This is a genomic window from Mesorhizobium sp. M1423, assembly GCF_040317575.1.
Classification (GTDB): domain Bacteria; phylum Pseudomonadota; class Alphaproteobacteria; order Rhizobiales; family Rhizobiaceae; genus Mesorhizobium.
The window spans coordinates 209,705-230,274 of sequence record NZ_JAMYKU010000006.1 but is presented as its reverse complement, the minus strand read 5'-3'; the positions used below and the strand labels follow the sequence as shown (position 1 = coordinate 230,274).

Annotated in this window: 24 protein-coding genes; 22 read left to right on the top strand and 2 right to left on the bottom strand. The window is 61.1% G+C overall.

Features of this window, described 5'->3' with window-relative positions:
• Positions 1-12: 12 nt before the first annotated feature.
• Complete coding sequence (locus tag NKG95_RS10680; RefSeq protein ID WP_353040603.1) at positions 13-165, bottom strand: hypothetical protein; 153 nt, start codon at positions 163-165, stop codon at positions 13-15.
• Positions 166-361: 196 nt separating this feature from the next.
• On the opposite strand from NKG95_RS10680, the gene coaD reads away from it, so the two are divergent.
• The 8 genes from coaD (at position 362) to NKG95_RS10640 (ending at position 6,560) form a co-directional block, all read left to right on the top strand.
• A complete protein-coding gene (gene coaD, locus NKG95_RS10675; RefSeq protein WP_023717790.1) occupies positions 362-862 on the top strand; it encodes a pantetheine-phosphate adenylyltransferase in 501 nt (166 codons plus the stop codon).
• Between the two features lie 75 nt (positions 863-937).
• On the top strand, positions 938-1,528 hold the full coding sequence (locus NKG95_RS10670; RefSeq protein WP_502913939.1) for a peptidylprolyl isomerase: 591 nt from the start codon (positions 938-940) through the stop codon (positions 1,526-1,528).
• Positions 1,529-1,555: 27 nt separating this feature from the next.
• Positions 1,556-2,068, top strand: coding sequence for a peptidylprolyl isomerase (locus NKG95_RS10665; protein WP_353040602.1), 513 nt, complete (start codon positions 1,556-1,558; stop codon positions 2,066-2,068).
• Positions 2,065-2,463, top strand: a complete 399-nt coding sequence (locus NKG95_RS10660; protein WP_352587095.1) for a hypothetical protein — start codon at positions 2,065-2,067, stop codon at positions 2,461-2,463. The genes NKG95_RS10665 and NKG95_RS10660 overlap by 4 nt, the downstream gene beginning before the upstream one ends.
• A gap of 12 nt (positions 2,464-2,475) precedes the next feature.
• Positions 2,476-3,561, top strand: a complete 1,086-nt coding sequence (gene queA / locus NKG95_RS10655; protein WP_353040601.1) for a tRNA preQ1(34) S-adenosylmethionine ribosyltransferase-isomerase QueA — start codon at positions 2,476-2,478, stop codon at positions 3,559-3,561.
• Positions 3,551-3,820, top strand: coding sequence for a hypothetical protein (locus tag NKG95_RS10650; protein ID WP_353040600.1), 270 nt, complete (start codon positions 3,551-3,553; stop codon positions 3,818-3,820). Before queA ends, NKG95_RS10650 begins: the two co-directional genes overlap by 11 nt.
• An 8-nt stretch (positions 3,821-3,828) precedes the next feature.
• Positions 3,829-4,959 carry a tRNA guanosine(34) transglycosylase Tgt gene (tgt, locus tag NKG95_RS10645; RefSeq protein ID WP_353040599.1) on the top strand — a complete coding sequence of 377 codons (1,131 nt, stop codon included), beginning with the start codon at positions 3,829-3,831 and terminating at the stop codon, positions 4,957-4,959.
• Positions 4,960-5,180: 221 nt separating this feature from the next.
• On the top strand, positions 5,181-6,560 hold the full coding sequence (locus tag NKG95_RS10640) for a glycosyltransferase family protein (RefSeq protein WP_353040598.1): 1,380 nt from the start codon (positions 5,181-5,183) through the stop codon (positions 6,558-6,560).
• A gap of 26 nt (positions 6,561-6,586) precedes the next feature.
• Here the strand turns inward: NKG95_RS10640 and NKG95_RS10635 are convergent, their stop codons facing one another.
• Positions 6,587-7,006 (bottom strand): DUF4864 domain-containing protein, encoded by a 420-nt coding sequence (locus tag NKG95_RS10635; RefSeq protein ID WP_023717782.1) that lies wholly within the window; start codon positions 7,004-7,006, stop codon positions 6,587-6,589.
• Between the two features lie 242 nt (positions 7,007-7,248).
• Here NKG95_RS10635 and NKG95_RS10630 point away from each other — a divergent pair, with 242 nt between their 5' ends.
• From NKG95_RS10630 to NKG95_RS10565, 14 genes are all read left to right on the top strand, one after another.
• A complete protein-coding gene (locus NKG95_RS10630; protein WP_023674883.1) occupies positions 7,249-7,485 on the top strand; it encodes an Lrp/AsnC ligand binding domain-containing protein in 237 nt (78 codons plus the stop codon).
• A 172-nt stretch (positions 7,486-7,657) separates the two neighbouring features.
• On the top strand, positions 7,658-9,070 hold the full coding sequence (locus NKG95_RS10625; RefSeq protein WP_023717781.1) for a circularly permuted type 2 ATP-grasp protein: 1,413 nt from the start codon (positions 7,658-7,660) through the stop codon (positions 9,068-9,070).
• Between the two features lie 73 nt (positions 9,071-9,143).
• Positions 9,144-9,503 carry a four helix bundle protein gene (locus NKG95_RS10620; RefSeq protein ID WP_353040616.1) on the top strand — a complete coding sequence of 120 codons (360 nt, stop codon included), beginning with the start codon at positions 9,144-9,146 and terminating at the stop codon, positions 9,501-9,503.
• 63 nt (positions 9,504-9,566) lie between these two features.
• Positions 9,567-10,508 carry an alpha-E domain-containing protein gene (locus NKG95_RS10615; protein WP_023717779.1) on the top strand — a complete coding sequence of 314 codons (942 nt, stop codon included), beginning with the start codon at positions 9,567-9,569 and terminating at the stop codon, positions 10,506-10,508.
• Between the two features lie 61 nt (positions 10,509-10,569).
• Positions 10,570-11,364 carry a transglutaminase family protein gene (locus NKG95_RS10610; RefSeq protein WP_023717778.1) on the top strand — a complete coding sequence of 265 codons (795 nt, stop codon included), beginning with the start codon at positions 10,570-10,572 and terminating at the stop codon, positions 11,362-11,364.
• Positions 11,365-11,394: 30 nt separating this feature from the next.
• On the top strand, positions 11,395-12,126 hold the full coding sequence (locus NKG95_RS10605; protein WP_352482263.1) for a proteasome-type protease: 732 nt from the start codon (positions 11,395-11,397) through the stop codon (positions 12,124-12,126).
• 58 nt (positions 12,127-12,184) lie between these two features.
• A complete protein-coding gene (locus tag NKG95_RS10600) occupies positions 12,185-13,597 on the top strand; it encodes a pyridoxal phosphate-dependent decarboxylase family protein (protein WP_353040597.1) in 1,413 nt (470 codons plus the stop codon).
• Between the two features lie 128 nt (positions 13,598-13,725).
• Positions 13,726-14,493, top strand: a complete 768-nt coding sequence (locus NKG95_RS10595) for a DeoR/GlpR family DNA-binding transcription regulator (RefSeq protein WP_023674889.1) — start codon at positions 13,726-13,728, stop codon at positions 14,491-14,493.
• 125 nt (positions 14,494-14,618) lie between these two features.
• Positions 14,619-16,145, top strand: coding sequence for a glycerol-3-phosphate dehydrogenase (gene glpD / locus NKG95_RS10590; protein WP_353040596.1), 1,527 nt, complete (start codon positions 14,619-14,621; stop codon positions 16,143-16,145).
• A gap of 39 nt (positions 16,146-16,184) precedes the next feature.
• On the top strand, positions 16,185-17,264 hold the full coding sequence (locus NKG95_RS10585) for an ABC transporter ATP-binding protein (RefSeq protein ID WP_353040595.1): 1,080 nt from the start codon (positions 16,185-16,187) through the stop codon (positions 17,262-17,264).
• A gap of 9 nt (positions 17,265-17,273) precedes the next feature.
• Positions 17,274-18,341, top strand: a complete 1,068-nt coding sequence (locus NKG95_RS10580) for an ABC transporter ATP-binding protein (RefSeq protein WP_353040594.1) — start codon at positions 17,274-17,276, stop codon at positions 18,339-18,341.
• A gap of 1 nt (position 18,342) precedes the next feature.
• Complete coding sequence (locus NKG95_RS10575) at positions 18,343-19,209, top strand: carbohydrate ABC transporter permease (RefSeq protein WP_023674893.1); 867 nt, start codon at positions 18,343-18,345, stop codon at positions 19,207-19,209.
• Position 19,210: 1 nt separating this feature from the next.
• Positions 19,211-20,125 carry a carbohydrate ABC transporter permease gene (locus NKG95_RS10570; protein ID WP_023717772.1) on the top strand — a complete coding sequence of 305 codons (915 nt, stop codon included), beginning with the start codon at positions 19,211-19,213 and terminating at the stop codon, positions 20,123-20,125.
• 173 nt (positions 20,126-20,298) lie between these two features.
• A complete protein-coding gene (locus NKG95_RS10565; protein ID WP_353040615.1) occupies positions 20,299-20,565 on the top strand; it encodes a DUF2160 domain-containing protein in 267 nt (88 codons plus the stop codon).
• The last annotated feature ends 5 nt before the right edge of the window (positions 20,566-20,570 follow it).

The following is a 20,570-nucleotide window of genomic DNA, read 5'->3' as shown; positions in this document are numbered from 1 at the left end:
AACCCCAGCAATCTAGAAGTGGCGATAAGGCTTGCGGATGCCGAAGCCTTCGAACCGTTTGGTATTGGTCTTGGCGCGGACGCGCTGTGCTTCCTGATGCAACCCGAATACGGTAGCGATCAGCATGGCGACGGTCATTGCGGTGGCGAGCATGTAGATCAGCATGTGCGTGTTCTCCTGCGCCTAACAACGGTTAGATGGGTGTTTGGTTTCATCTTTCGAAGCTGCAACTTAGTGAACACTGCGTGAAGCCGTTGTGAGCGGCACATTCATCTGTCGTTCACGTCGGCCAAAAGGTTCATGGGGCGGGCCTGCCGATCGGATTTGCCTTTAGGGGAGAGGCTCGCTAGAAGCACCTGCCATGACCGAACGCATCGCCCTTTATGCCGGCTCTTTCGACCCGCTGACCAACGGCCATCTCGACGTGCTGAAGGCGTCGCTGGCCGTGGCGGACACCATCTATGCGGCGATCGGCATCCATCCCGGCAAGAAGCCATTGTTTTCCTTCGAGGAACGGGTCGATCTGATCGAAACGGCAACGAAGGCGGAATTCGGCAGCGACGGTGCGCGCATCAAAGTGGTCGCCTTCGACGGTCTGGTCATCGACGCGGCCAGGAAGCATGGCGCCTCGATCATGATCCGCGGCCTGCGCGACGGCACCGATCTCGACTACGAGATGCAGATGGCCGGCATGAACGAGACCATGGCGCCGGAGCTGCAGACGGTTTTCCTGCCCGCCAGCCCCTCGGTGCGCACCATTACCGCCACACTTGTGCGCCAGATAGCTTCGATGGGAGGCGACATCCGCCACTTCGTGCCGGCGGCCGTGGCCGGCGCGCTCACCGCCAAATTCGCGAAATAAATGCATGTCGCTCAAAAGTGGAGCCCGGTTTTGGGTAACGACATGCATGAACGAAGATATTCGGAGAAAGATCCCATGCAGCTGAAAAAGCTTGCCTTCTTGCTTGCTATGCTTGCCGGTCTTGTGACCGCATCGGTGTCGGCGTTTGCCGCCGATCCCGAAAACACCATGATCGTCACGCTAAAGGACGGCGACGTGACCATCGCGCTGAGGCCCGACCTTGCGCCGAAACACGTCGCGCAGATCAAAAAGCTGGTGCGCCAGGGCGCCTACGACAACGTCGCCTTCCACCGCGTCATCGACGGCTTCATGGCGCAGACCGGTGACGTCAAGTTCGGCAATATGAAGAGCGGCTTCAATGCCGACGCCGTCGGCACCGGCGGTTCCGATCTTCCCGACCTGCCGGCCGAATTCTCCAGCACCGAACACTACCAGCGCGGCGTGGTCGGCATGGCCCGCTCCAACGATCCGAATTCCGCCAATTCGCAATTCTTCATCATGTTCGCGCCGGCACCGCCGCTCGACGGCCAGTATACCATCGTCGGCAATGTCGTCGGCGGCATGGGGCTGGTGGACCACATCAAGAAGGGCGACGAGGCGCAGAACGGGACGGTGACCGATCCCGATCGCATGATCAAGGTGCGCATCGCCGCCGACGGCAAGTAAACCCAAGTTTCAAAAGGATATTCTGACATGGCCGAGATCAAGGACCGCGAGAACGCGCTTATCATGGACACGACCAAGGGCAAGGTCGTCATTGAATTGTTCCCAGACCTGGCGCCCGTCCATGTCGGCCGCATCAAGGAGCTGGCGCGCGAAGGCGCCTATGACGGCGTAGTCTTCCACCGCGTCATCGACGGCTTCATGGCGCAGACCGGCGACGTGAAATTCGGCAATTCCAATAAGCCGTCTTTCGCGCCGACCCGCGCCGGTACGGGCGGTTCCGACAAGCCCGACTTGAAGGCCGAGTTCTCCAACGCCAACCACGGCCGCGGCACCTGCTCGATGGCGCGCTCGCAGAACCCGAACTCGGCCAATTCGCAGTTCTTCATCTGCTTCGACGATGCCGCCTTCCTCAACCGCCAGTACACGGTGTGGGGCCAGGTCATCGAAGGCATGGACAATGTCGACAAGATCAAGCGCGGCGAACCGGTGCAGGATCCCGACAAGATCGTGTCGCTCAAGGTCGCGGCCGACGTGAAATGACCAGCCGGGCTGTCGCGGCCATCGCATTTGTGCTCGTCGCGGCGGCCACTCCGGCGGTGGCGACGGAATCGATCGTTTGCGGCGCCGACGGCGGCGCGGCATCGATCGACGTGTTGATGGGACACACAGCCGTCATTGCAGTGGCGCGCGTGTGGCTGGATGCCGGCGGCAAGACATGGACCACGGACGGCCAGCCGGGTTCAACGAAAGTCATCGTCGGACAGGCATTCGAGGACGACGAGCGTATGCTGATCGATCTCACTGATGAGGGCCTCAGCTCGATCGTCGCCAGATTGCGGCTGGTCAAGGCCAGCGAGCAGTCCAGTTTCGCGATGGGCGGCACATTGAGCATAGACGGTGTCGGCGCCTGGGCGGTGACCTGCCCGGAACCTTGAGGCGGGAATTTCTTGCGCGTCGACCTTTTCGACTTCGATCTGCCGGAGGAGCGCATCGCGCTTCGGCCAGCCGAACCGCGCGACAGCGCCAGGATGCTGGTGGTCAGGCCGGGCGCAGGGTTCGAGGACATGATCGTGCGCGACCTGCCGTCCCTGCTCAGGGCTGGTGATGTGCTGGTCTTCAACGACACCAAGGTCATTCCTGCGCAGCTGAAAGGCATCAGGCGGCGCGGCGAGGCAGCGGCGCAGGTCGAAGCCACGCTGCACATGCGGACGGCGCCCGACCGCTGGCTCGCCTTCATGCGGCCGGGCAAGCGCGTCGCCGCCGGTGATCGCATTCATTTCGGTCATGATGCCAATTCCTGCTTTCTCGGCCAGCTCGACGCGACCGTGATCGAGAAGGGTGAAGGTGGCGAGGTGCTGCTCGGCTTCGACCTGTCGGGTCCGTTCCTCGATGAGGCTCTGCACGCCGTCGGCCACATCCCGCTGCCGCCCTACATCGCCTCCAAGCGTGACGACGACGAGCGCGACCGCAGCGATTACCAGACCATCTATGCCAGGGAGGAGGGCGCCGTGGCCGCGCCGACGGCGGGGCTGCATTTCACGCCGGAGCTGTTTGCCGCGCTCGACGCCAATGGCATCGAGCGCCGTTTCGTCACGCTGCATGTCGGCGCCGGCACGTTTTTGCCGGTGAAGGCGGACGACACCGCCGACCACAAGATGCACGCCGAAACCGGTTCGGTCAGCCCGGAAACCGCCGAGGCGCTGAATGCGGCGAGAGCAAAAGGAGGGCGCATTATCGCTGTCGGCACGACATCGCTGCGTTTGTTGGAGAGCGCGGCTGGCAAGGACGGCAGGCTGGCCGCATGGTCAGGCCCGACCGACATCTTCATTACGCCCGGCTATCGCTTCAAGACCGCCGACATGCTGATGACCAATTTCCATCTGCCGCGTTCGACGCTGTTCATGCTGGTTTCGGCCTTCTGCGGTTTGCAGACGATGCACGCGGCCTATGCGCATGCCATTGAGAACCGCTACAGGTTCTATTCCTATGGAGACGCAAGTCTTCTGTTCAGGGAGGATAACGATGGACGATGACCTGGAAACTTTCGGCCGCGAAGCCTTGCTCGCCGAGGTCAGGAAACTGCGCGCCGGCATCCGCCAACACCGCGACGCCACCGGCCATGATCTGTGCTGGCATCACCCCGATCTCTGGTCGCTTTTACCCGAAAAGACCGAGCCGGCGATTGCCGTGCCGCCCTGGCCGAAATTCATGCGCGGCTGCATCCGCTACCGGCAGTCGCTCGACCGACAGGCTCCGGACGCGCCGGTGTTCGACAAGGAGTTCAATGGCTAGGGAACTCGATGACTAACGCATTCGCCTTCAAGGTGCTGGCGACCGACGGCAGGGCTCGGCGTGGCGCAATCACCATGCCGCGCGGGGAAATCCGCACGCCCGCCTTCATGCCGGTCGGCACCGGCGGCACGGTGAAAGCCATGTATATGGATCAGGTGCGCGGTGTCGGCTCGGACATCATCCTCGGCAATACCTACCACCTGATGCTGAGGCCCGGCGCCGAGCGCGTGGCGCGGCTCGGCGGCCTGCATGAATTCGCCCGCTGGCCGTATCCGATCCTCACCGACAGCGGCGGCTTCCAGGTGATGTCGCTGTCAAAACTGAGGAAACTGAGCGAGAACGGCGTGACCTTCCGTTCGCATATCGACGGCGGCGCCTACGAGATGTCGCCGGAGCGTTCCATCGAAATCCAGGGGCTGCTCGATTCAGACATCCAGATGCAACTCGACGAGTGCACGGCGCTGCCGGCCAAGGAAAAAGAGATCGAGCGTGCCATGGAGTTGTCGTTGCGCTGGGCCGAGCGCTGCAAGACGGCGTTCGGCGAGCAGCCCGGCAAGGCGATGTTCGGCATTGTGCAAGGCGGCGATATACCGGACCTGCGGCTGCGCTCGGCGCAGGCGCTGAAGGCGATGGAGCTGAAGGGCTACGCGGTCGGCGGGTTGGCCGTCGGCGAGCCGCAAGCGGTGATGCTGGAGATGCTCGACATCACTTGCCCGGAGTTGCCGGCTGACCGGCCGCGGTACCTGATGGGTGTCGGCACGCCGGACGACATCTTGAAGTCGGTGGCGCGCGGCATCGACATGTTCGACTGCGTGATGCCGACGCGGGCAGGGCGGCATGGCCTTGCCTACACACGGCGCGGCAAGGTCAATCTGCGCAACGCCCGCCATGCCGACGATCCGCGTCCAATCGATGAGGAAAGCGACTGCCCGGCCGCACGCGACTATTCGCGCGCCTATCTGCACCACCTGGTGCGCTCGCAAGAGGCGCTCGGGGCGATGCTCCTGACCTGGAACAATCTGTCCTACTACCAGCAACTGATGCGCGACATTCGCGAAGCGATCGGGGCTGGCAGGTTCGCCGGACAAGCTGAGATCATCACGCAGCAATGGGCAAACGGTGACCTCCCCGTCCGGTAGGCGTGCCCGCCAGGAATCCGGCTCCAGGGAGGAATCGCACCTGCCATGAACTGTTTTGAAACGTCTGCCTAATAAGCATTGCAGGACGACATCGGGCGAGGATCAAGAACCTGTTCGTTTCGGGGCAAGTTTCAGTTCCTGGCACGACGGTGCGGACGAATGGCAGCGCCGAGCCTTCGCCTTCGCCCTCCGTGGCGGTCCAGCAATGGACGGCGGGGTCGTTGCTTGCCGTTCTGGTCATCGCCGTGACCGGCTTGGTTTTGCGCTTGCTTGGCGCGCGCGGCGACCTTTGGCTGGACGAGATCTGGAGCTTTGCGCTGATTGAGCCGCTGACCTCGATCGACCAGATATTCTGGCGCGTCAATCACGACAACAATCATTTCCTCAACTCGGTCTATCTCTATCTCATCGGCCCCGACGCTTCGCCTTTGATCCAGCGAGGCCTGTCGATAGCACTAGGTGTTGCCACGACAGTTGCGGCGGCAGCGACCGCCGCACCGCACGGACGACGGGCGATGATTGCCACAAGCCTGTTGTTTGCCGTGAGCTATCCGATGGTGCACTACGGCTCGGAGGCGCGTGGCTATGCCGGCCTTGTGCTCTTCACGCTGCTTTCGGTGGTTTTTCTGGAGCGCCGGCTCGACAACAAACGGTTGTCTGGCACGGCCTTGGCAGCGGCGATCCTTTTCGGGTTCCTATGCCATCTCACCATGATCGGAATGGTGGCAGTCCTCGCAATCTGGACCGCGTGGCTCGCCTGGCAGCGTACGGTGAGGGTCAGCCGTGTCGTTGCGGATCTGGCGTCGATCTTCCTGCCGGCCTTGCTTGCCGTGCTGCCGCTGGCTGCCTGCGTGTTTATCGGCGGCAGGCTGTTCGGCTTCAGTGTCGGTGGTGTTTCGCCGTTCTCGATTGCCGCCTTCGCGCAGGGCTATGGCGGAATGATCCGCTCTCTGTTCGGGCTGCCCCCCTGGTTCGGCGACTGGCCGTATATCGTTGCCGCCTGCGGTCTTGTTGGCCTCTCCGCTGGTGTCTGGTGCGATCGCCGGGCCAGCCTCTATGTCATCGGGATTATCGGACTGCCTTTGCTCATGGCGGCGACACATCTGCCCAATCTCGAGTTTCCGCGCTATTTCATCATCAGCGGAACATTGCTGCTGCTCTGGGCCGGCGAGATGATCGGTCGCGGCTTGGCTGCTCGCGGGACTGCCAGGCTATTTGCGGTGGGAGCACTGGCGATCGTGGTGAGTGGAAGCATTTCGTCGCTGCTCCAATTCTATCAGTACGGACGCGGCTCGTACGCTGCTATGGTCGATGAAATGACCAGGAACGGCGCTGCCGCCTATGCGAGCAACAGTGATTTCCGCACCGCCATGGTCGTCGATTATTTTGCGGCGCGGACGGATCGTCGGGCTTGGCTGGTTCCGGAAAACAGGATGTGCGCCGACCGGCCGGCTTGGCTGATCCTCGAGGGGGATGTGGACAAGCAAGCCGAACATGTTGAACCGACGGCCGCATGCGCTTTGGCGTATGAACGGGCCGACGCGTCGAGACACTGGGGGTTTTCAGGCCTGAGCTGGACGCTCTACCGGCGACAGGATTGAGACAACTTTGCCCTCCTCAAGCACCCTCAGGTGCTGAGCGACGTGGACGCGCGCAGGCTGCAGCCGGTGATCCGAAAGCTGCCGTCAGGCTGTAGTTCGAGCGTGTAGACCGCCTCATAGTCCTTGCCATCCGGGCCGACGATCAGCACCTGCTGGATGATCGAGGTCGGGCTCGTCTCGCGAACCTTGCCGAAGGAGTAGGTCTGCGGTTGGCGCACCGGCGGGTAGCCGTTGGTCACCATGTTCATGAAGGTATCGACAGTTGGAAAGATGCGTTTCACATTTGGTGCGGCAAAGCTGTAGGCCGTCGCTCCGTCGTTGGCGATGAAGGCCTTCAATTGACCATCGATGACCGTTTGCGCCGCCTTGACTTCGGCGTCGCCAGCAAAGGCCTGGGATGCGAAAATGAATGGAACGACTGCGAATGCGAAAAACGCGCGGCGCATGGCCTGTCTCCGTTGTCCCTGAGAAATCGCTGTCCGAGGTACATGATACTATACGCTTTGCAGTGCTCGAGGGTTTCAGCCGAGCGCAAACATTCGGCGCCGCGAGCTGTGTCCAGACCGAGAAAGCATTGTCGAGGCTAGAACAGCCTGAGCGATGGCCGATGCTTGAAAGCCGGGCGGCAGTCTGCCACAAGGGCCGCTCGATTTTACCTAGAGCGTGCGATGTTGGGCAGGACCAGGCAATGAAAGCATTTTTCGTGCAGATAAAGTGCGATCTGGGCAAGGCCTATGACGTTGCCAGCGCCCTGGCCGATGCCGAGATCGCTTCCGAAATCTACTCGACAGCCGGAAACTACGACCTGCTCGCCAAATTCTATGTCGACGACGAGGAAGACATCGGCCACTTCGTCAACGAGAAAGTGCAGATTCTTCCCGGCATCAAAGACACGTTCACGGTCGTCACCTTTCGCGCGTTTTGATCCGCATCCGGCATCTGCCCGGACACGAAGCAAAGCCTGACTACGGCCCTATCGGCACTGCCTTAATTTTAGGCAAGAGCGATATACTGATCGCCGGCGCCCACCAAATCACCGATTGCGCTTGATTTTCTCCAGCGAGGCCAGTGAAATGGCGCCACAGGGGAGTATGCGATTGGCAGCGTTCGATGAAATGCTTCCGGAAGTTTCCGGGCTGAGAAAACCGTATTCGGCTTACGATCGCTGGCTGAAGGAACAGGACCCGGCCAGGCTTAACGAGAAGATGCAGGACGCCGAACGCGTCTTTCGCAAGACCGGCATCACATTCGCCGTTTACGGCGAGCAGGAAGCATCGGAGCGGCTGATACCCTTCGACATCGTTCCGCGCATCATTTCCGGCAACGAATGGCGACGGCTGACGCAAGGCATCGAGCAGCGCGTCCAGGCGCTGAACGCCTTTCTCGACGACATCTACCATCGTCAGGAAATCTTGCGTGCCGGCCGCGTGCCGAAGGAGTTGATCGCCAAGAACGAGGCGTTCCTGCCCGAAATGATCGGGGTGCGGCCGCCGGCCGGCGTCTATACCCATATCATCGGCGTCGACATCGTACGCATCAGCGAGAACGAGTTCTACGTGCTGGAGGACAATGCGCGCACGCCGTCCGGCGTCTCCTACATGCTGGAGAACCGCGAGACGATGATGCAGCTCTTTCCCGAGTTGTTCCAGCAGATCAAGGTGCGGCCGGTGGAGAATTATCCGCAGCTCTTGCGCCAGTCGCTGGCCGCAGTGCGGCCGCAAAGCACCAAGGGCGCGCCGACCATTGCCGTGCTGACGCCGGGCAGCTTCAACTCGGCCTATTTCGAACATGCTTTCCTTGCCGACCAGATGGGGGTGCAACTCGTCGAAGGGCAGGATCTGCGCGTCGTCGATGGCCATGTCGCGATGCGCACGACCGAGGGCTACAAGCAGATCGACGTGCTCTACCGGCGCGTCGACGACTCGTTCCTCGATCCGCTGACCTTCCGCCCGGACTCAGCCCTTGGCGTGCCGGGCATTATGGACGTCTACCGCGCCGGCAATATCACGATCGCCAATGCGCCCGGAACCGGCATTGCCGACGACAAGGCGATCTATTCCTACATGCCCGAAATCGTCGAATTCTACACCGGCCGCAAGGCGATGCTCGGCAACATCCCGACCTGGCGCTGCTCGGAACCGGACAGCCTGAAATATGTGCTGGAGCACATCGACGAACTGGTGATCAAGGAGGTCCACGGGTCCGGCGGTTACGGCATGCTGGTAGGACCTGCGGCGACCAAGAAGGAATGCGAGGATTTTTCCAAAAAGCTCGCGGCAAAACCGTCGAACTACATCGCCCAGCCGACGCTGGCGCTGTCGACCTGTCCGATCCTGACGGACAAGGGGCTGGCGCCGCGCCATGTCGATCTGCGCCCCTATGTGCTGGTGTCCGACCGTATCCAGATCGTGCCCGGTGGACTGACGCGAGTAGCGCTCAAGGAAGGCTCGCTGGTCGTCAATTCCTCGCAAGGCGGCGGCACGAAGGATACTTGGGTGTTGGATGATTAGAGCGAATAGCGAATAGTGAGTAGCGAATAGCGAATAGTGAGTAGCGAATAGGGAAGAGGGCACCAACACGACTATTAACTCTTACAGGGACTTGATTGTTTGGAAGGCGGCCGTTGAATTGGCTGTAGATTGCTATTCGGCAACGAAAGCCTTTCCGAGCAGCGAAGTTTACGGGATGACGTCTCAGATACGGCGATCATCTGTATCGATTGCGGCAAATGTCGCCGAAGGGCACGGGCGAGAAAACACGGGATCGTTCGTTCAATATCTTCGCATAGCGCAAGGTTCTCTCAAAGAGTTGGAAACGCACCTAATCTTGTCTGGAAGGGTAGCGCTGATGATTGAGCAGGACGTATTGCGTTTGCTTGGCCAGGCCGATGAGATCGGGAGAATGCTGCGTTCGATGATCAGGAGTCTGCAACAGAAATCATGAAGCCGATTTTCCCCTATTCGCTATTCGCTATTCGCTACTCACTCAGCATCGAGGCACGTTGACATGCTTCTCGGCCGCACCGCCAACGGGCTCTATTGGATGAACCGCTATATCGAGCGGGCGGAGAACATGGCGCGGTTGGTGGATGCCGGCCTGCGCATGGCGCTCACTCGCACGCAGAATGCTTCGGAGGAGTGGAATTCGGTGCTGCTCAGCGCCGGCTCGGACGCCAGCTTCACGCAGAAATATTCGGACTACACCGCCGCCAATGTCGCCGACTACCTGCTGCGCGATACGTCGAACCCGTCGAGCACGATGTCGTCTATCGAAACGGCTCGTAACAATGCCCGCATGGTGCGCACAGCATTGACGCGTGAAACCTGGGAAAGCATCAACGAAGCCTGGATGTCGCTGAAACGGATGTTGGCCAAGCCGATCGACGAGCGCGACCTGCCCAGCGCGCTCGACGCAATCAAGCGCGAGACGGCGCTGATCCGCGGCTCGTTCTACGGCACCATGCTGCGCAACGAGATCTTCGATTTCTCGCAGCTCGGCACCTATGTCGAACGCGCCGACAACACCGCGCGCATCCTGGACGTGAAGTACTATGTTCTGTTGCCGTCGATCTCCTGGGTCGGCTCGACGCTCGACAACTACCAGTGGGAATCGATCCTGCGCTCGGTGTCGGCGCACCGCTCCTACCGCTGGGTCTATGACGCCGACTACAAGCCGAGCAACATCGCCGACTATCTGATCCTCAATGTCCGCATGCCGCGCTCGCTGACCTTTTGCTACCGCTTCCTGACGGAGCATCTCAAATTCCTGGGTGACGACTATGGTGAGCGCCACGCCTGTCATGCGACGGCCGCCAAGACCCATTCCATGCTGACGGCCGGCTCGATCAAGGATATTTTCGACGCCGGCCTGCACGAATTCCTGGCCAATTTCATCCGCGACAACACCAGGCTCGGCGATGAGATCGCGCAGGATTACAGGTTCTATTGAGCATGATCCCAAAAAACGAAGACCGGTTTTCGGTAAGGCTCATGCTCCAGGGACGAGAGCGATGCGGCTGAAGATCACCCACCGGACCGAATACCGCTACGATGCGCCGGTGCATTATCTGTTGCAGCGTTTGCGGCTGCTCCCGGTGAACGGGCGCACCCAGACGGTGCTGTCCTGGGCGCTGAAGATCGAAGGCGCGCGCGAGGAAGTGCGGTTCACCGACCATTTCGGCAATGATACCCGGCTGTTGAGCGTCGAGGGCGAGCGCGACTTCATCACAGTCGAAGCAGCTGGCGAAGTGGTGACGCGCGATACCGCCGGTGTCTGCGGACCGCATCAGGGTTTCGCGCCGCTCTGGCTGTTCGGCCATGAAACGCCGCTGACGACGATCGGCAGCGGCATTCGTGAGCTTGCTGCCTCGGTGGGCAAGGGCACCGACATCGAAAGGCTGCACCGGCTAATGGCCGTGATCGGCGAGCGTGTCGCTTATACACCCGGCACCACCAACGCGACGACGCCGGCCGAAGAGGCCCTTGCGCTCAAGACCGGCGTTTGCCAGGACCACAGCCATATCTTCGTTGCCGCGGCTCGCGCCATGGATTTCCCGGCGCGCTACGTCAGCGGCTATCTGATGATGGATGCAGCGATCGAGCAGGCGGCAAGCCACGCTTGGGCCGAGGCGCATGTCTCGGGCCTGGGCTGGGTCTCCTTCGATGTCGCCAACGGCATTTCTCCCGACGAGCGCTATGTAAAGGTGGCGATCGGCCGCGATTATCGCGACGCCACGCCGGTATCGGGAATTCGGCTGGGACAGGCGGAAGAACAGCTTGCGGTCACCGTCACCGTGGAGCAGTAATCCCGGCAAGATTGTTGCCAAAGAGATTCGATGACCTATTGCGTCGGCCTGAAGATCGATCGCGGGCTCGTGTTCATGTCGGACACGCGCACCAATGCCGGCATGGATTCGATCTCGACCTTCAGGAAGATGCATGTCTGGGAGGAGCCGGGCGAGCGCGTCATCGTTTTGATGTCGGCCGGCAATCTGGCGACGACCCAGGCCGTAGTCAGCCTGCTCGACGAACGCACCAAGGCAGTGGCGGAGCGCCATGCCACGCTGCTCGAAACGCCCTCCATGTACCAGACAGTCCGGTTGGTCGGAGACACCGTCAAGGAGGTCATCGCCAGTTCGTCGCCGGCCGGCGAAAAGGCGGATTCCTATTTCAACGCCTCCTTCATCCTCGGCGGTCAGATCAAGGGCAGCGCGCCGCGCCTGTTCATGATCTATCCGGAAGGCAATTTCATCGAATCGACCGACGATACGCCGTTCTTCCAGATCGGTGAGACCAAATACGGCAAGCCGATCATCATCCGGGCCTACGAAAAGACGATGAGTTTCGCCGAGACGGTAAAGCTGTTGCTGGTGTCGTTCGATTCGACGCTGAAGTCGAACCTGTCGGTCGGCCTGCCGCTCGACCTGCTGTTCTATGAAAAGGACACTTTCAAGGTCGGCCTCAAAAAGCGAATAAACCATGACGATCAATATTATCGCACGATCTCGGATAGCTGGTCGAACGCGCTGAAGACCGCCTTTGCGAGCTTGCCTGATTTTCCCGAATGAAAACCTTCGTTTTTCGTGCTCTTTGATCGCGGCTCGCTGAGGCGCTACGGAGGCGAAGATGAATAGCAACGAATTCCGCGAATGGTCGCTGCGAGCGGCTGAATGGGGCGCCGACTACAGAAACAGCCTTCGCGAAAGACCGGTGCGGCCGCTTGTCGAGCCGGGCGAAATCTTCAAAAGCATCGATGTCGCGCCGCCGGAAGACGGCGAAACGATGCAGGCAATCTTCGCCGATTTCGAGCAAAAGATCCTGCCGGGCATGACGCACTGGCAGCATCCGCGTTTCTTCGCCTATTTTCCGGCCAATGCGGCCCCGGCCTCCGTCGTGGCCGAGTATCTGGTTTCCGCGATGGCTGCGCAATGCATGCTCTGGCAGACCTCGCCGGCCGCAACCGAGCTCGAGATGCGGGTCGTCGACTGGATGCGGCAGGCGCTTGGTCTGCCGGAGGGATTTTCCGGCGTCATGCAGGATTCGGCTTCATCGGCGACGCTTGCCGCCGTGCTGACCATGCGCGAGCGCGCGCTCGACTGGCAAGGCAACAAGAGCGGCCTGCAAGGCCAGCCGATCGTGCGGGTCTATTCTTCCGACCAAGTCCATACTTCCATAGACCGGGCGATCTGGGTGTCGGGCATCGGCGAGGCGAACCTCGTGCGCATTCCGGTCGCCGGACGCTTTCGCGCCATGCAGACGGCGGCTCTGGAAGCGGCGATCGTCACCGACCGCGAAAACGGCATGCTGCCGGCCGGCATCATCGCCAGCGTCGGCGGCACCAGTACCGGCGGCACCGACGATGTCGCGGCTGTTGGCGCGGTGGCGAAGCGGCACGGGCTCTACCTGCATGTCGATGCCGCATGGGCCGGCTCCGCCATGATCTGCCCCGAGTTCCGGCATTTCTGGGCCGGCGCCGAACATGCGGATTCGATCGTCTTCAATCCGCACAAATGGCTGGGCGCACAGTTCGATTGCTCGATGCAGTTCGTTCGCCAGCCGGAAGACCTCGTGCGTACGCTGGCGATCAAGCCCGAATTCTTGAGAACACATGGCCGCGACGGGGTCATCAATTATTCCGAATGGTCGGTGCCGCTCGGACGGAGGTTCCGCGCGCTGAAACTTTGGTTCCTGCTGCGTGCACATGGCTTGGAATATCTGCGAACCATGATCCGCAATCATGTCGCCTGGAGCGAGAGCCTTGCCGCGCGGCTGGCTCGGGAACCGGATTTCGAGATCGTAACGGAGCCGATGCTGTCGCTGCTCTCGTTCCGGCATCTTACGGCTGCGGGCATCGACTCTGACGAGCACAATTTGCGGTTGGTCAGCGCGATCAACGATGACGGCCGCATCTACCTGACGCAGACTCGGGTGGACGGGCAGGTGGCGATCCGCTTTCAGGTCGGGCAGTTCGAAACGACTGCGGCGGACGTCGATACTGCTTTCGAGGTCATCACTGAGATCGCGCGGGGCCTGAGTTGATAGCCTCGTCGAGATTGCGCCGGAGCTTTTCTCTCTGCAGTCGCCCGATTTTCATTAGCCGGCTCATACCTGTTCATGGCTTTCGTTTTCAGCTATAGACGAGAAAAACGAAAATGAGAGGTTGCTAGATGTATCTGTCGCCGCGTCATTCCGAAATCATCCAGATGGCCAAGGACCACGGCCGCGTACTGGTTGAGGAGCTGGCGACGCATTTCAACGTGACACCGCAGACGATCCGCAAGGACCTCAACGATCTCTGCGACCAGCGGCTTTTGTCCCGCATCCATGGCGGGGCATTGTTCCCGTCCGGCATCGAGAACATGGAATATGAGGCTCGGCGCAAGATCGCCGCCGAGGAGAAGGAAGCGATCGGCCGTGCGGCCGCCCGGCTGATCCCCGACAACGCCTCTCTGTTCATCAATATCGGGACCACGACGGAAGCTGTCAGCAAGTCGCTGCTCGATCACAGCGGCCTGATGGTCATCACCAATAACATCAATGTTGCCAATAGGATGCGCATATATCCTTCGATCGAGGTGGTGATCGCAGGCGGTGTCGTGCGCGGTTCCGACGGCGGTGTGGTCGGCGAGGCAGCGGTCGATTTTATCAGGCAGTTCAAGGTCGATTTTGCGGTGATCGGCGCCTCGGCCATCGACCATGACGGCGCGCTGCTCGACTTCGATTTTCGCGAGGTGAAGGTGGCTCAGGCGATCATCGCCAACGCCCGGCATGTGATCCTGGTGTCGGACCAGACCAAATTCGAGCGCACCGCGCCCGTCCGCATCGGCCATCTGTCGCAGGTCAACACCTTCATCACCGATCGTTGCGACATCCCGTCGGTGCGCAAGATCTGCCAGGAGGCAGAGGTTCAGCTGATCGAAACGTCGCTCTCCTAGAGATGCCGCTGCGGCATCTGCCGCCGATCATATTTCGTTTGACATTCGTTATCATTTCGAAATAATCCCGCCACGGTTTCGCAAAACTCAAAAATGCTGCAATGCGAAATCGAGGGAGGACTTCTTTGGGCGCATCACCGATCCATGACATTTTCGTCATCGGTGGCGGCATCAATGGCTGCGGCATTGCCCGCGATGCCGTTGGGCGTGGCTTTTCGGTCTTCCTTGCCGAGATGAACGATCTGGCCAGCGGAACCTCTTCCGGCTCGACCAAACTGATCCATGGCGGCTTGCGCTATCTCGAATTCTACGAATTCCGCCTGGTGCGCGAAGCGCTGATGGAACGCGAGATCCTGTGGAGGAACGCGCCGCATATCATCTGGCCGATGCGCTTCGTGCTGCCATACGCCAAGGGGCTGCGTCCGGCCTGGCTGATCCGGCTCGGGCTTTTTCTCTACGACCATATTGGCGGGCGCAAATTGCTGCCGCCGACGAAAACGCTGGACATGGCCAAGGATCCGGCCGGCAAGCCGCTGAAGCCGCTTTTTCGAAAGGCGTTCGAATATTCCGACGGTTGGGTCAACGATGCCCGGCTGGTTGTGTTGAACGCCCGTGACGCTGCCGAGCGCGGTGCAACCGTTCGAACCCGAACAAGGGTCGTCAGCGCACGCCGCGAAGGCAATCTCTGGACGGTCAGGCTTGAAAACGTGCGGACCGGCGATACCGAGGAGGTCAAGGCGCGGCTGCTGGTCAATGCCGCCGGCCCGTGGGTCGATCAGGTGCTTTCAGCCACCGTCGGCTTGAACGACGTGCACAATGTCCGCCTCGTGCAAGGCAGCCACATCGTCGTTGGCAAGAAATTCGACGACCCACGCGCCTATTTCTTTCAGAACAAGGACGGGCGCATCATTTTTGCCATCCCATACGAAGACGAGTTCACGCTCATCGGCACCACCGACCGGGACTATCCCGGCGATCCGCACGACGTCAGGATCAGTGATGCCGAGATCGACTATCTCTGCGCTGCGGCAAGCGAATATTTCGCGCAGCCGGTCAATCCGTCGGATATCGTCTGGACCTATTCCGCGGTGCGCCCGCTCTACGACGATGGCGCCTCAAAGGCGCAGGAAGCCACCCGCGACTATGTGCTGAAGGCCGATGGAGGCGAGGGTGCCGCCCCGATCGTCAACGCCTTTGGCGGCAAGATCACGACCTACCGCCGATTGTCGGAATCGATGCTCGAGAAGATCGAGGGTTTTCTCGGCAAGCGCGGCAAACCATGGACGGCAAACGCGCCGCTGCCCGGCGGTGACTTTCCCGTCACCGGCTTCGATGCCGAGGTGGCGAAACTGAAAACGGCGTACCCGTTCCTCGACGCGCGGCTGGCCCGCGGGTTGACTCGGCTCTACGGCACCCGCGCAAGGAAGCTGCTGGGCCTCGCCAAGTCGAACGTCGATCTTGGCCGCAACTTCGGCGCCGATCTCTACGAAGCCGAGGTGCGCTACCTCGTCGAAAACGAATGGGCGATGACCGCCGAGGATGTATTGTGGCGCCGGACCAAGCGCGGCCTGCGTCTCAGCCGTGAGCAGGCGGCAGTGCTCGACGAGTTCATGCGCGGAATAAGCCGGCAGCACGTAGCGGCTGCCGAATAGGGACGGCCGACTGATGCAGAAAGCCTGGGAGGAGGCATCATGCTTGAACTGAGAAACGTGACGAAGACGGTGGGTGCGGCGGAACATATCCGCGACGTCTCGCTGACGCTTCAGCACGGCTCGCTCAACGTCCTGCTCGGGCCGACGCTCTCCGGCAAGACCAGCCTGATGCGGCTGATGGCGGGCCTCGACGTGCCGACCTCCGGCTCGGTCTGGTTCGATGGCAAGGATGTCACCGGCATGCCTGTGCAAAAGCGCAACGTCGCCATGGTCTACCAGCAATTCATCAACTATCCGGCGATGACGGTCTACGAAAACATCGCCTCACCGCTGCGGGTGGCCGGCACGGATCAGGCAACGATCGACAGGGAGGTGCGCAATGCCGCCGCCCTTCTCAAACTCACGCCCTATCTCGATCGCACGCCTCTCAGTCTGTCGGGCGGCCAGCAGCAGCGCACCGCGCTGGCCCGCGCCATCGTCAAGAATGCCAGCCTCGTGCTGCTCGACGAGCCGCTCGCCAACCTAGACTACAAGCTGCGCGAAGAATTACGCGCGGAACTGCCGAAGATATTCGCGGCCGCCGGCACAATCTTCGTTTATGCCACGACCGAGCCGCACGAGGCCTTGCTGCTCGGCGGCAACACGGCGACGCTTTCCGAAGGCAGCATCACCCAGTTCGGGCCGACCATCGAAGTGTTCCGCAAGCCGGTCGATCTGGTGACGGCGAGAACCTTCGCCGATCCGCCGCTCAACACCATCGTGCTTGCCAAGAAGGGCCTGGATTTCCTGCTCGAGGGCGGCGTGAAATTGCCGGTGCCGGCCGAACTCTTCGGCATTGCCGATGCGATCTATACGATCGGCTTCCAGCCTCATCATCTTTCCCTCGATCGGCCCGACGCCGCCGCGGTGCCGGTGCGCGCAAAGGTGACGATCACTGAGATCACGGGATCGGAAAGCTTCATCCATCTCGATTTTGCCGATGCGCGCTGGGTCATGCTGACCCACGGCATTCGCGCCTTCGAGCCGGACGAGGAGGTCGAGGTGTTCATCGACCCGCGCCACATCATGGTCTTCGACGAGCACGGCCGCGCCGTGGCCGCGCCGAGGCTGGCGGCTTAGGAGGAAGCGATGGCGCGCATCGATGTCAATCATATCCGCCACTCTTATCTGCAGAACCCCCGCACGGATGCCGATTTCGCGCTGAAGGAAGTGCACCACACGTTCGAGGATGGCGGCGCCTATGCGCTGCTAGGCCCGTCCGGCTGCGGCAAGACTACGCTGCTCAACATCATTTCGGGATTGCTGCATCCCTCGCACGGCCAGATGCTGTTCAACGGCAGGGACGTGACCAATCTGTCGACCCAAGAACGCAACATTGCCCAGGTCTTCCAGTTCCCGGTGATCTACGACACGATGACCGTCTACGACAATCTGGCGTTCCCGCTGCGCAATCGCGGCGTGCCGGAGGCCGACGTCGACCGCAAGGTGCGCGAGACGCTGGAGATGACCGGGCTGGCCGATATGGCCAAACGAAAGGCGCGCGGACTGACCGCCGATCAGAAGCAGAAAATCTCGCTCGGACGCGGGCTGGTGCGCTCCGACGTCAATGCCATCCTGTTCGACGAGCCTTTGACCGTCATCGACCCGCATATGAAATGGGTGCTGCGCTCGCAGTTGAAGCAGCTTCACCGCCGCTTCGGCTACACCATGGTCTATGTCACGCACGACCAGACCGAGGCGTTGACCTTCGCCGACAGGGTGGTCGTCATGTATGACGGCGAAATCGTGCAGATCGGCACACCGGCGGAGCTGTTCGAGCGCCCGCGCCACACCTTTGTCGGCTATTTCATCGGCTCGCCCGGCATGAATGTCATGCCGGTGGCGATCGACGGCAAGACCGCGAAGCTGGGCTCGCAGCAGATCGAACTGCCGGGCGTGCCCAAGGCGGGCGGCCGCGCCATCGAGCTCGGCATCCGTCCCGAATATGTGCGCCTGGGCAGCCAGGGCATGGCCGTCCGGGTCAGCAAGGTCGAGGACGTCGGCCGCCACAAGGTGGTCCGTGCCAATCTCGAAGGGCGCGAGATCGCCGCCATCATCGGCGAGGACGAGACAGTTCCGGCTGATCCGAAGGTGCGGTTCGACCCGGCCGGCATCAACATCTATGCCGATTCCTGGCGCGTCGAGATGGGAGCCTGAAGTGGAAAAGACCTGGAACAACAGAGCCTGGTTCCTGGTGCTGCCGGTGCTGCTGCTGGTGGCGTTCTCGGCGGTCATACCGCTGATGACGGTTGTCAATTATTCGGTGCAGGACACTTTCGGCAACAACGTCTTCTTCTGGGCCGGCACCGAGTGGTTCGAGGAACTGCTTTCCTCCAGCCGCTTCTGGCAGGCGATGATCCGCAACCTTGTCTTCTCCTTCATCATCCTGGCGATCGAAGTGCCGCTCGGCATCTTCATTGCGCTCAATATGCCGAAGAAGGGTTGGGGCGTGCCTGTTTGCCTTGTTTTGATGGCGTTGCCGCTGCTGATCCCGTGGAACGTCGTCGGCACCATCTGGCAGGTGTTCGGGCGCAACGACATTGGCCTGCTCGGCTATTACGTCAACGCGCTCGGCATCGACTATAATTATGTGCAAGATCCTTATGACGCCTGGGTCACGGTCATCATCATGGACGTCTGGCATTGGACCAGCCTCGTCGTTCTGCTCTGCTATGCCGGCCTGGTCTCGATCCCGGATGCCTTTTATCAGGCGGCCAAGATCGACGGTGCCTCGCGCTGGGCGGTGTTCCGTTACATCCAGCTGCCGAAGATGAACCGCGTGCTGCTGATCGCCGTGCTGCTGCGCTTTATGGATAGCTTCATGATCTACACCGAACCGTTCGTGGTGACCGGCGGCGGACCCGGCAACTCGACGACCTTTCTTTCGATCGATCTCGTCAAGACGGCGCTCGGCCAGTTCGACCTCGGCCCGGCGGCGGCGATGTCGCTGGTCTACTTCCTTATCGTCCTGTTGTTGTCATGGGTGTTCTACACCGTGATGACCAATTACGACGCGGAGCGCTGAGATGAGCCGCGCTGACGAAAGAGCCGACAGAGTGAGCGAGACGACAGCTTCGCAAGGATTAGCCAGCACGCTGCGGCAGGACGAGATCGCACGGCTGATGCGCCGTCGCGGCGAGGAGTCGCGTTGGTGGTGGATCGTGCCGACGCTCTACATCATCGTTCTGCTTTTGCCGATCTACTGGCTCATCAATATGAGCTTCAAGACCAATGGCGAGATCGTCTCGTCGCTGACGCTCTACCCGCACGCACCGACATTGGCGAATTACCGCACCATCTTCACCGACGCGTCCTGGTATTCGGGCTACATCAACTCGATCACCTATGTGGTTATGAACATGGTGATTTCGGTGGCCGCAGCACTGCCTGCTGCCTATGCTTTTTCGCGCTATCGCTTCCTCGGCGACAAGCATCTGTTCTTCTGGCTGCTGACCAACCGCATGGCGCCGCCGGCGGTGTTCGCGCTGCCATTCTTCCAGCTTTATTCGGCCTTCGGCCTTATCGACACCCATATCGCCGTGGCTCTGGCGCATTGCCTGTTCAACGTGCCGCTGGCGGTGTGGATCCTCGAAGGCTTCATGTCGGGGGTGCCGAAGGAGATCGATGAGACCGCCTATATCGACGGCTATTCGTTCCCGCGCTTCTTCATCAAGATCTTCATGCCGCTGATTGCGAGCGGCATCGGCGTGGCGTGCTTCTTCTGCTTCATGTTCTCGTGGGTCGAGCTGCTGATCGCCCGCACGCTGACGACCACGGACGCCAAGCCGATCGCCGCGACCATGACCCGCACCGTTTCGGCCGCCGGCATGGATTGGGGGCTGCTCGCCGCAGCCGGCGTGCTGACGCTGATTCCCGGCGCGCTCGTCATCTGGTTTGTGCGCAACTACATCGCCAAGGGCTTTGCCCTGGGGAGGGTATGATGGAGCAGGTCGACAGAAGCCCATGGTGGTGGGCCGTGCTGTTTCTCGCCCTGGTCGTCGTGGCCTGGGTGGCCCTTCAAATCGATTTCGTGGCAATAACGGTAGGCTTCAGCGATCCGGCCAATATCCGCCTGTGGGGATTTAACCTCTCGTCCAACCTCGATTTTTCGTGGATGGCCTGGACGTGGCCGACCGCGGCCTTCTTTGGAACCATCTTTCTGCTGCTTTGCGGCATGGCGGTGTGGGAATACGTCTCGCCGGGCGGCAATCCGCGCGTCGGCGTGCTGCGCTTCGAAACGACGCGCGGCGACCGCTTGTTCCTGTCGCTGCTTGGCAGTGCCTTTATCCATCTCGCTTGGCTGGGTCTAGTCGGACCCAATCTGTGGTGGGCTCTCGCTCTCTCCGTGGTCTACGCCGCCGGCGTGTTCCGCTACGTATAGAGGGG

What these genes read in the sequence shown, in the direction of transcription:
- NKG95_RS10680 (WP_353040603.1), bottom strand. Translation starts at nt 165, where the DNA reads ATGCTGATCTACATGCTCGCCACCGCAATGACCGTCGCCATGCTGATC.
- coaD (WP_023717790.1), top strand. Translation starts at nt 362, where the DNA reads ATGACCGAACGCATCGCCCTTTATGCCGGCTCTTTCGACCCGCTGACC.
- NKG95_RS10670 (WP_502913939.1), top strand. Translation starts at nt 938, where the DNA reads ATGCAGCTGAAAAAGCTTGCCTTCTTGCTTGCTATGCTTGCCGGTCTT.
- NKG95_RS10665 (WP_353040602.1), top strand. Translation starts at nt 1,556, where the DNA reads ATGGCCGAGATCAAGGACCGCGAGAACGCGCTTATCATGGACACGACC.
- NKG95_RS10660 (WP_352587095.1), top strand. Translation starts at nt 2,065, where the DNA reads ATGACCAGCCGGGCTGTCGCGGCCATCGCATTTGTGCTCGTCGCGGCG.
- NKG95_RS10650 (WP_353040600.1), top strand. Translation starts at nt 3,551, where the DNA reads ATGGACGATGACCTGGAAACTTTCGGCCGCGAAGCCTTGCTCGCCGAG.
- tgt (WP_353040599.1), top strand. Translation starts at nt 3,829, where the DNA reads ATGACTAACGCATTCGCCTTCAAGGTGCTGGCGACCGACGGCAGGGCT.
- NKG95_RS10635 (WP_023717782.1), bottom strand. Translation starts at nt 7,006, where the DNA reads ATGCGCCGCGCGTTTTTCGCATTCGCAGTCGTTCCATTCATTTTCGCA.
- NKG95_RS10630 (WP_023674883.1), top strand. Translation starts at nt 7,249, where the DNA reads ATGAAAGCATTTTTCGTGCAGATAAAGTGCGATCTGGGCAAGGCCTAT.
- NKG95_RS10615 (WP_023717779.1), top strand. Translation starts at nt 9,567, where the DNA reads ATGCTTCTCGGCCGCACCGCCAACGGGCTCTATTGGATGAACCGCTAT.
- NKG95_RS10610 (WP_023717778.1), top strand. Translation starts at nt 10,570, where the DNA reads ATGCGGCTGAAGATCACCCACCGGACCGAATACCGCTACGATGCGCCG.
- NKG95_RS10605 (WP_352482263.1), top strand. Translation starts at nt 11,395, where the DNA reads ATGACCTATTGCGTCGGCCTGAAGATCGATCGCGGGCTCGTGTTCATG.
- NKG95_RS10600 (WP_353040597.1), top strand. Translation starts at nt 12,185, where the DNA reads ATGAATAGCAACGAATTCCGCGAATGGTCGCTGCGAGCGGCTGAATGG.
- NKG95_RS10595 (WP_023674889.1), top strand. Translation starts at nt 13,726, where the DNA reads ATGTATCTGTCGCCGCGTCATTCCGAAATCATCCAGATGGCCAAGGAC.
- NKG95_RS10585 (WP_353040595.1), top strand. Translation starts at nt 16,185, where the DNA reads ATGCTTGAACTGAGAAACGTGACGAAGACGGTGGGTGCGGCGGAACAT.
- NKG95_RS10580 (WP_353040594.1), top strand. Translation starts at nt 17,274, where the DNA reads ATGGCGCGCATCGATGTCAATCATATCCGCCACTCTTATCTGCAGAAC.
- NKG95_RS10570 (WP_023717772.1), top strand. Translation starts at nt 19,211, where the DNA reads ATGAGCCGCGCTGACGAAAGAGCCGACAGAGTGAGCGAGACGACAGCT.
- NKG95_RS10565 (WP_353040615.1), top strand. Translation starts at nt 20,299, where the DNA reads ATGGCCTGGACGTGGCCGACCGCGGCCTTCTTTGGAACCATCTTTCTG.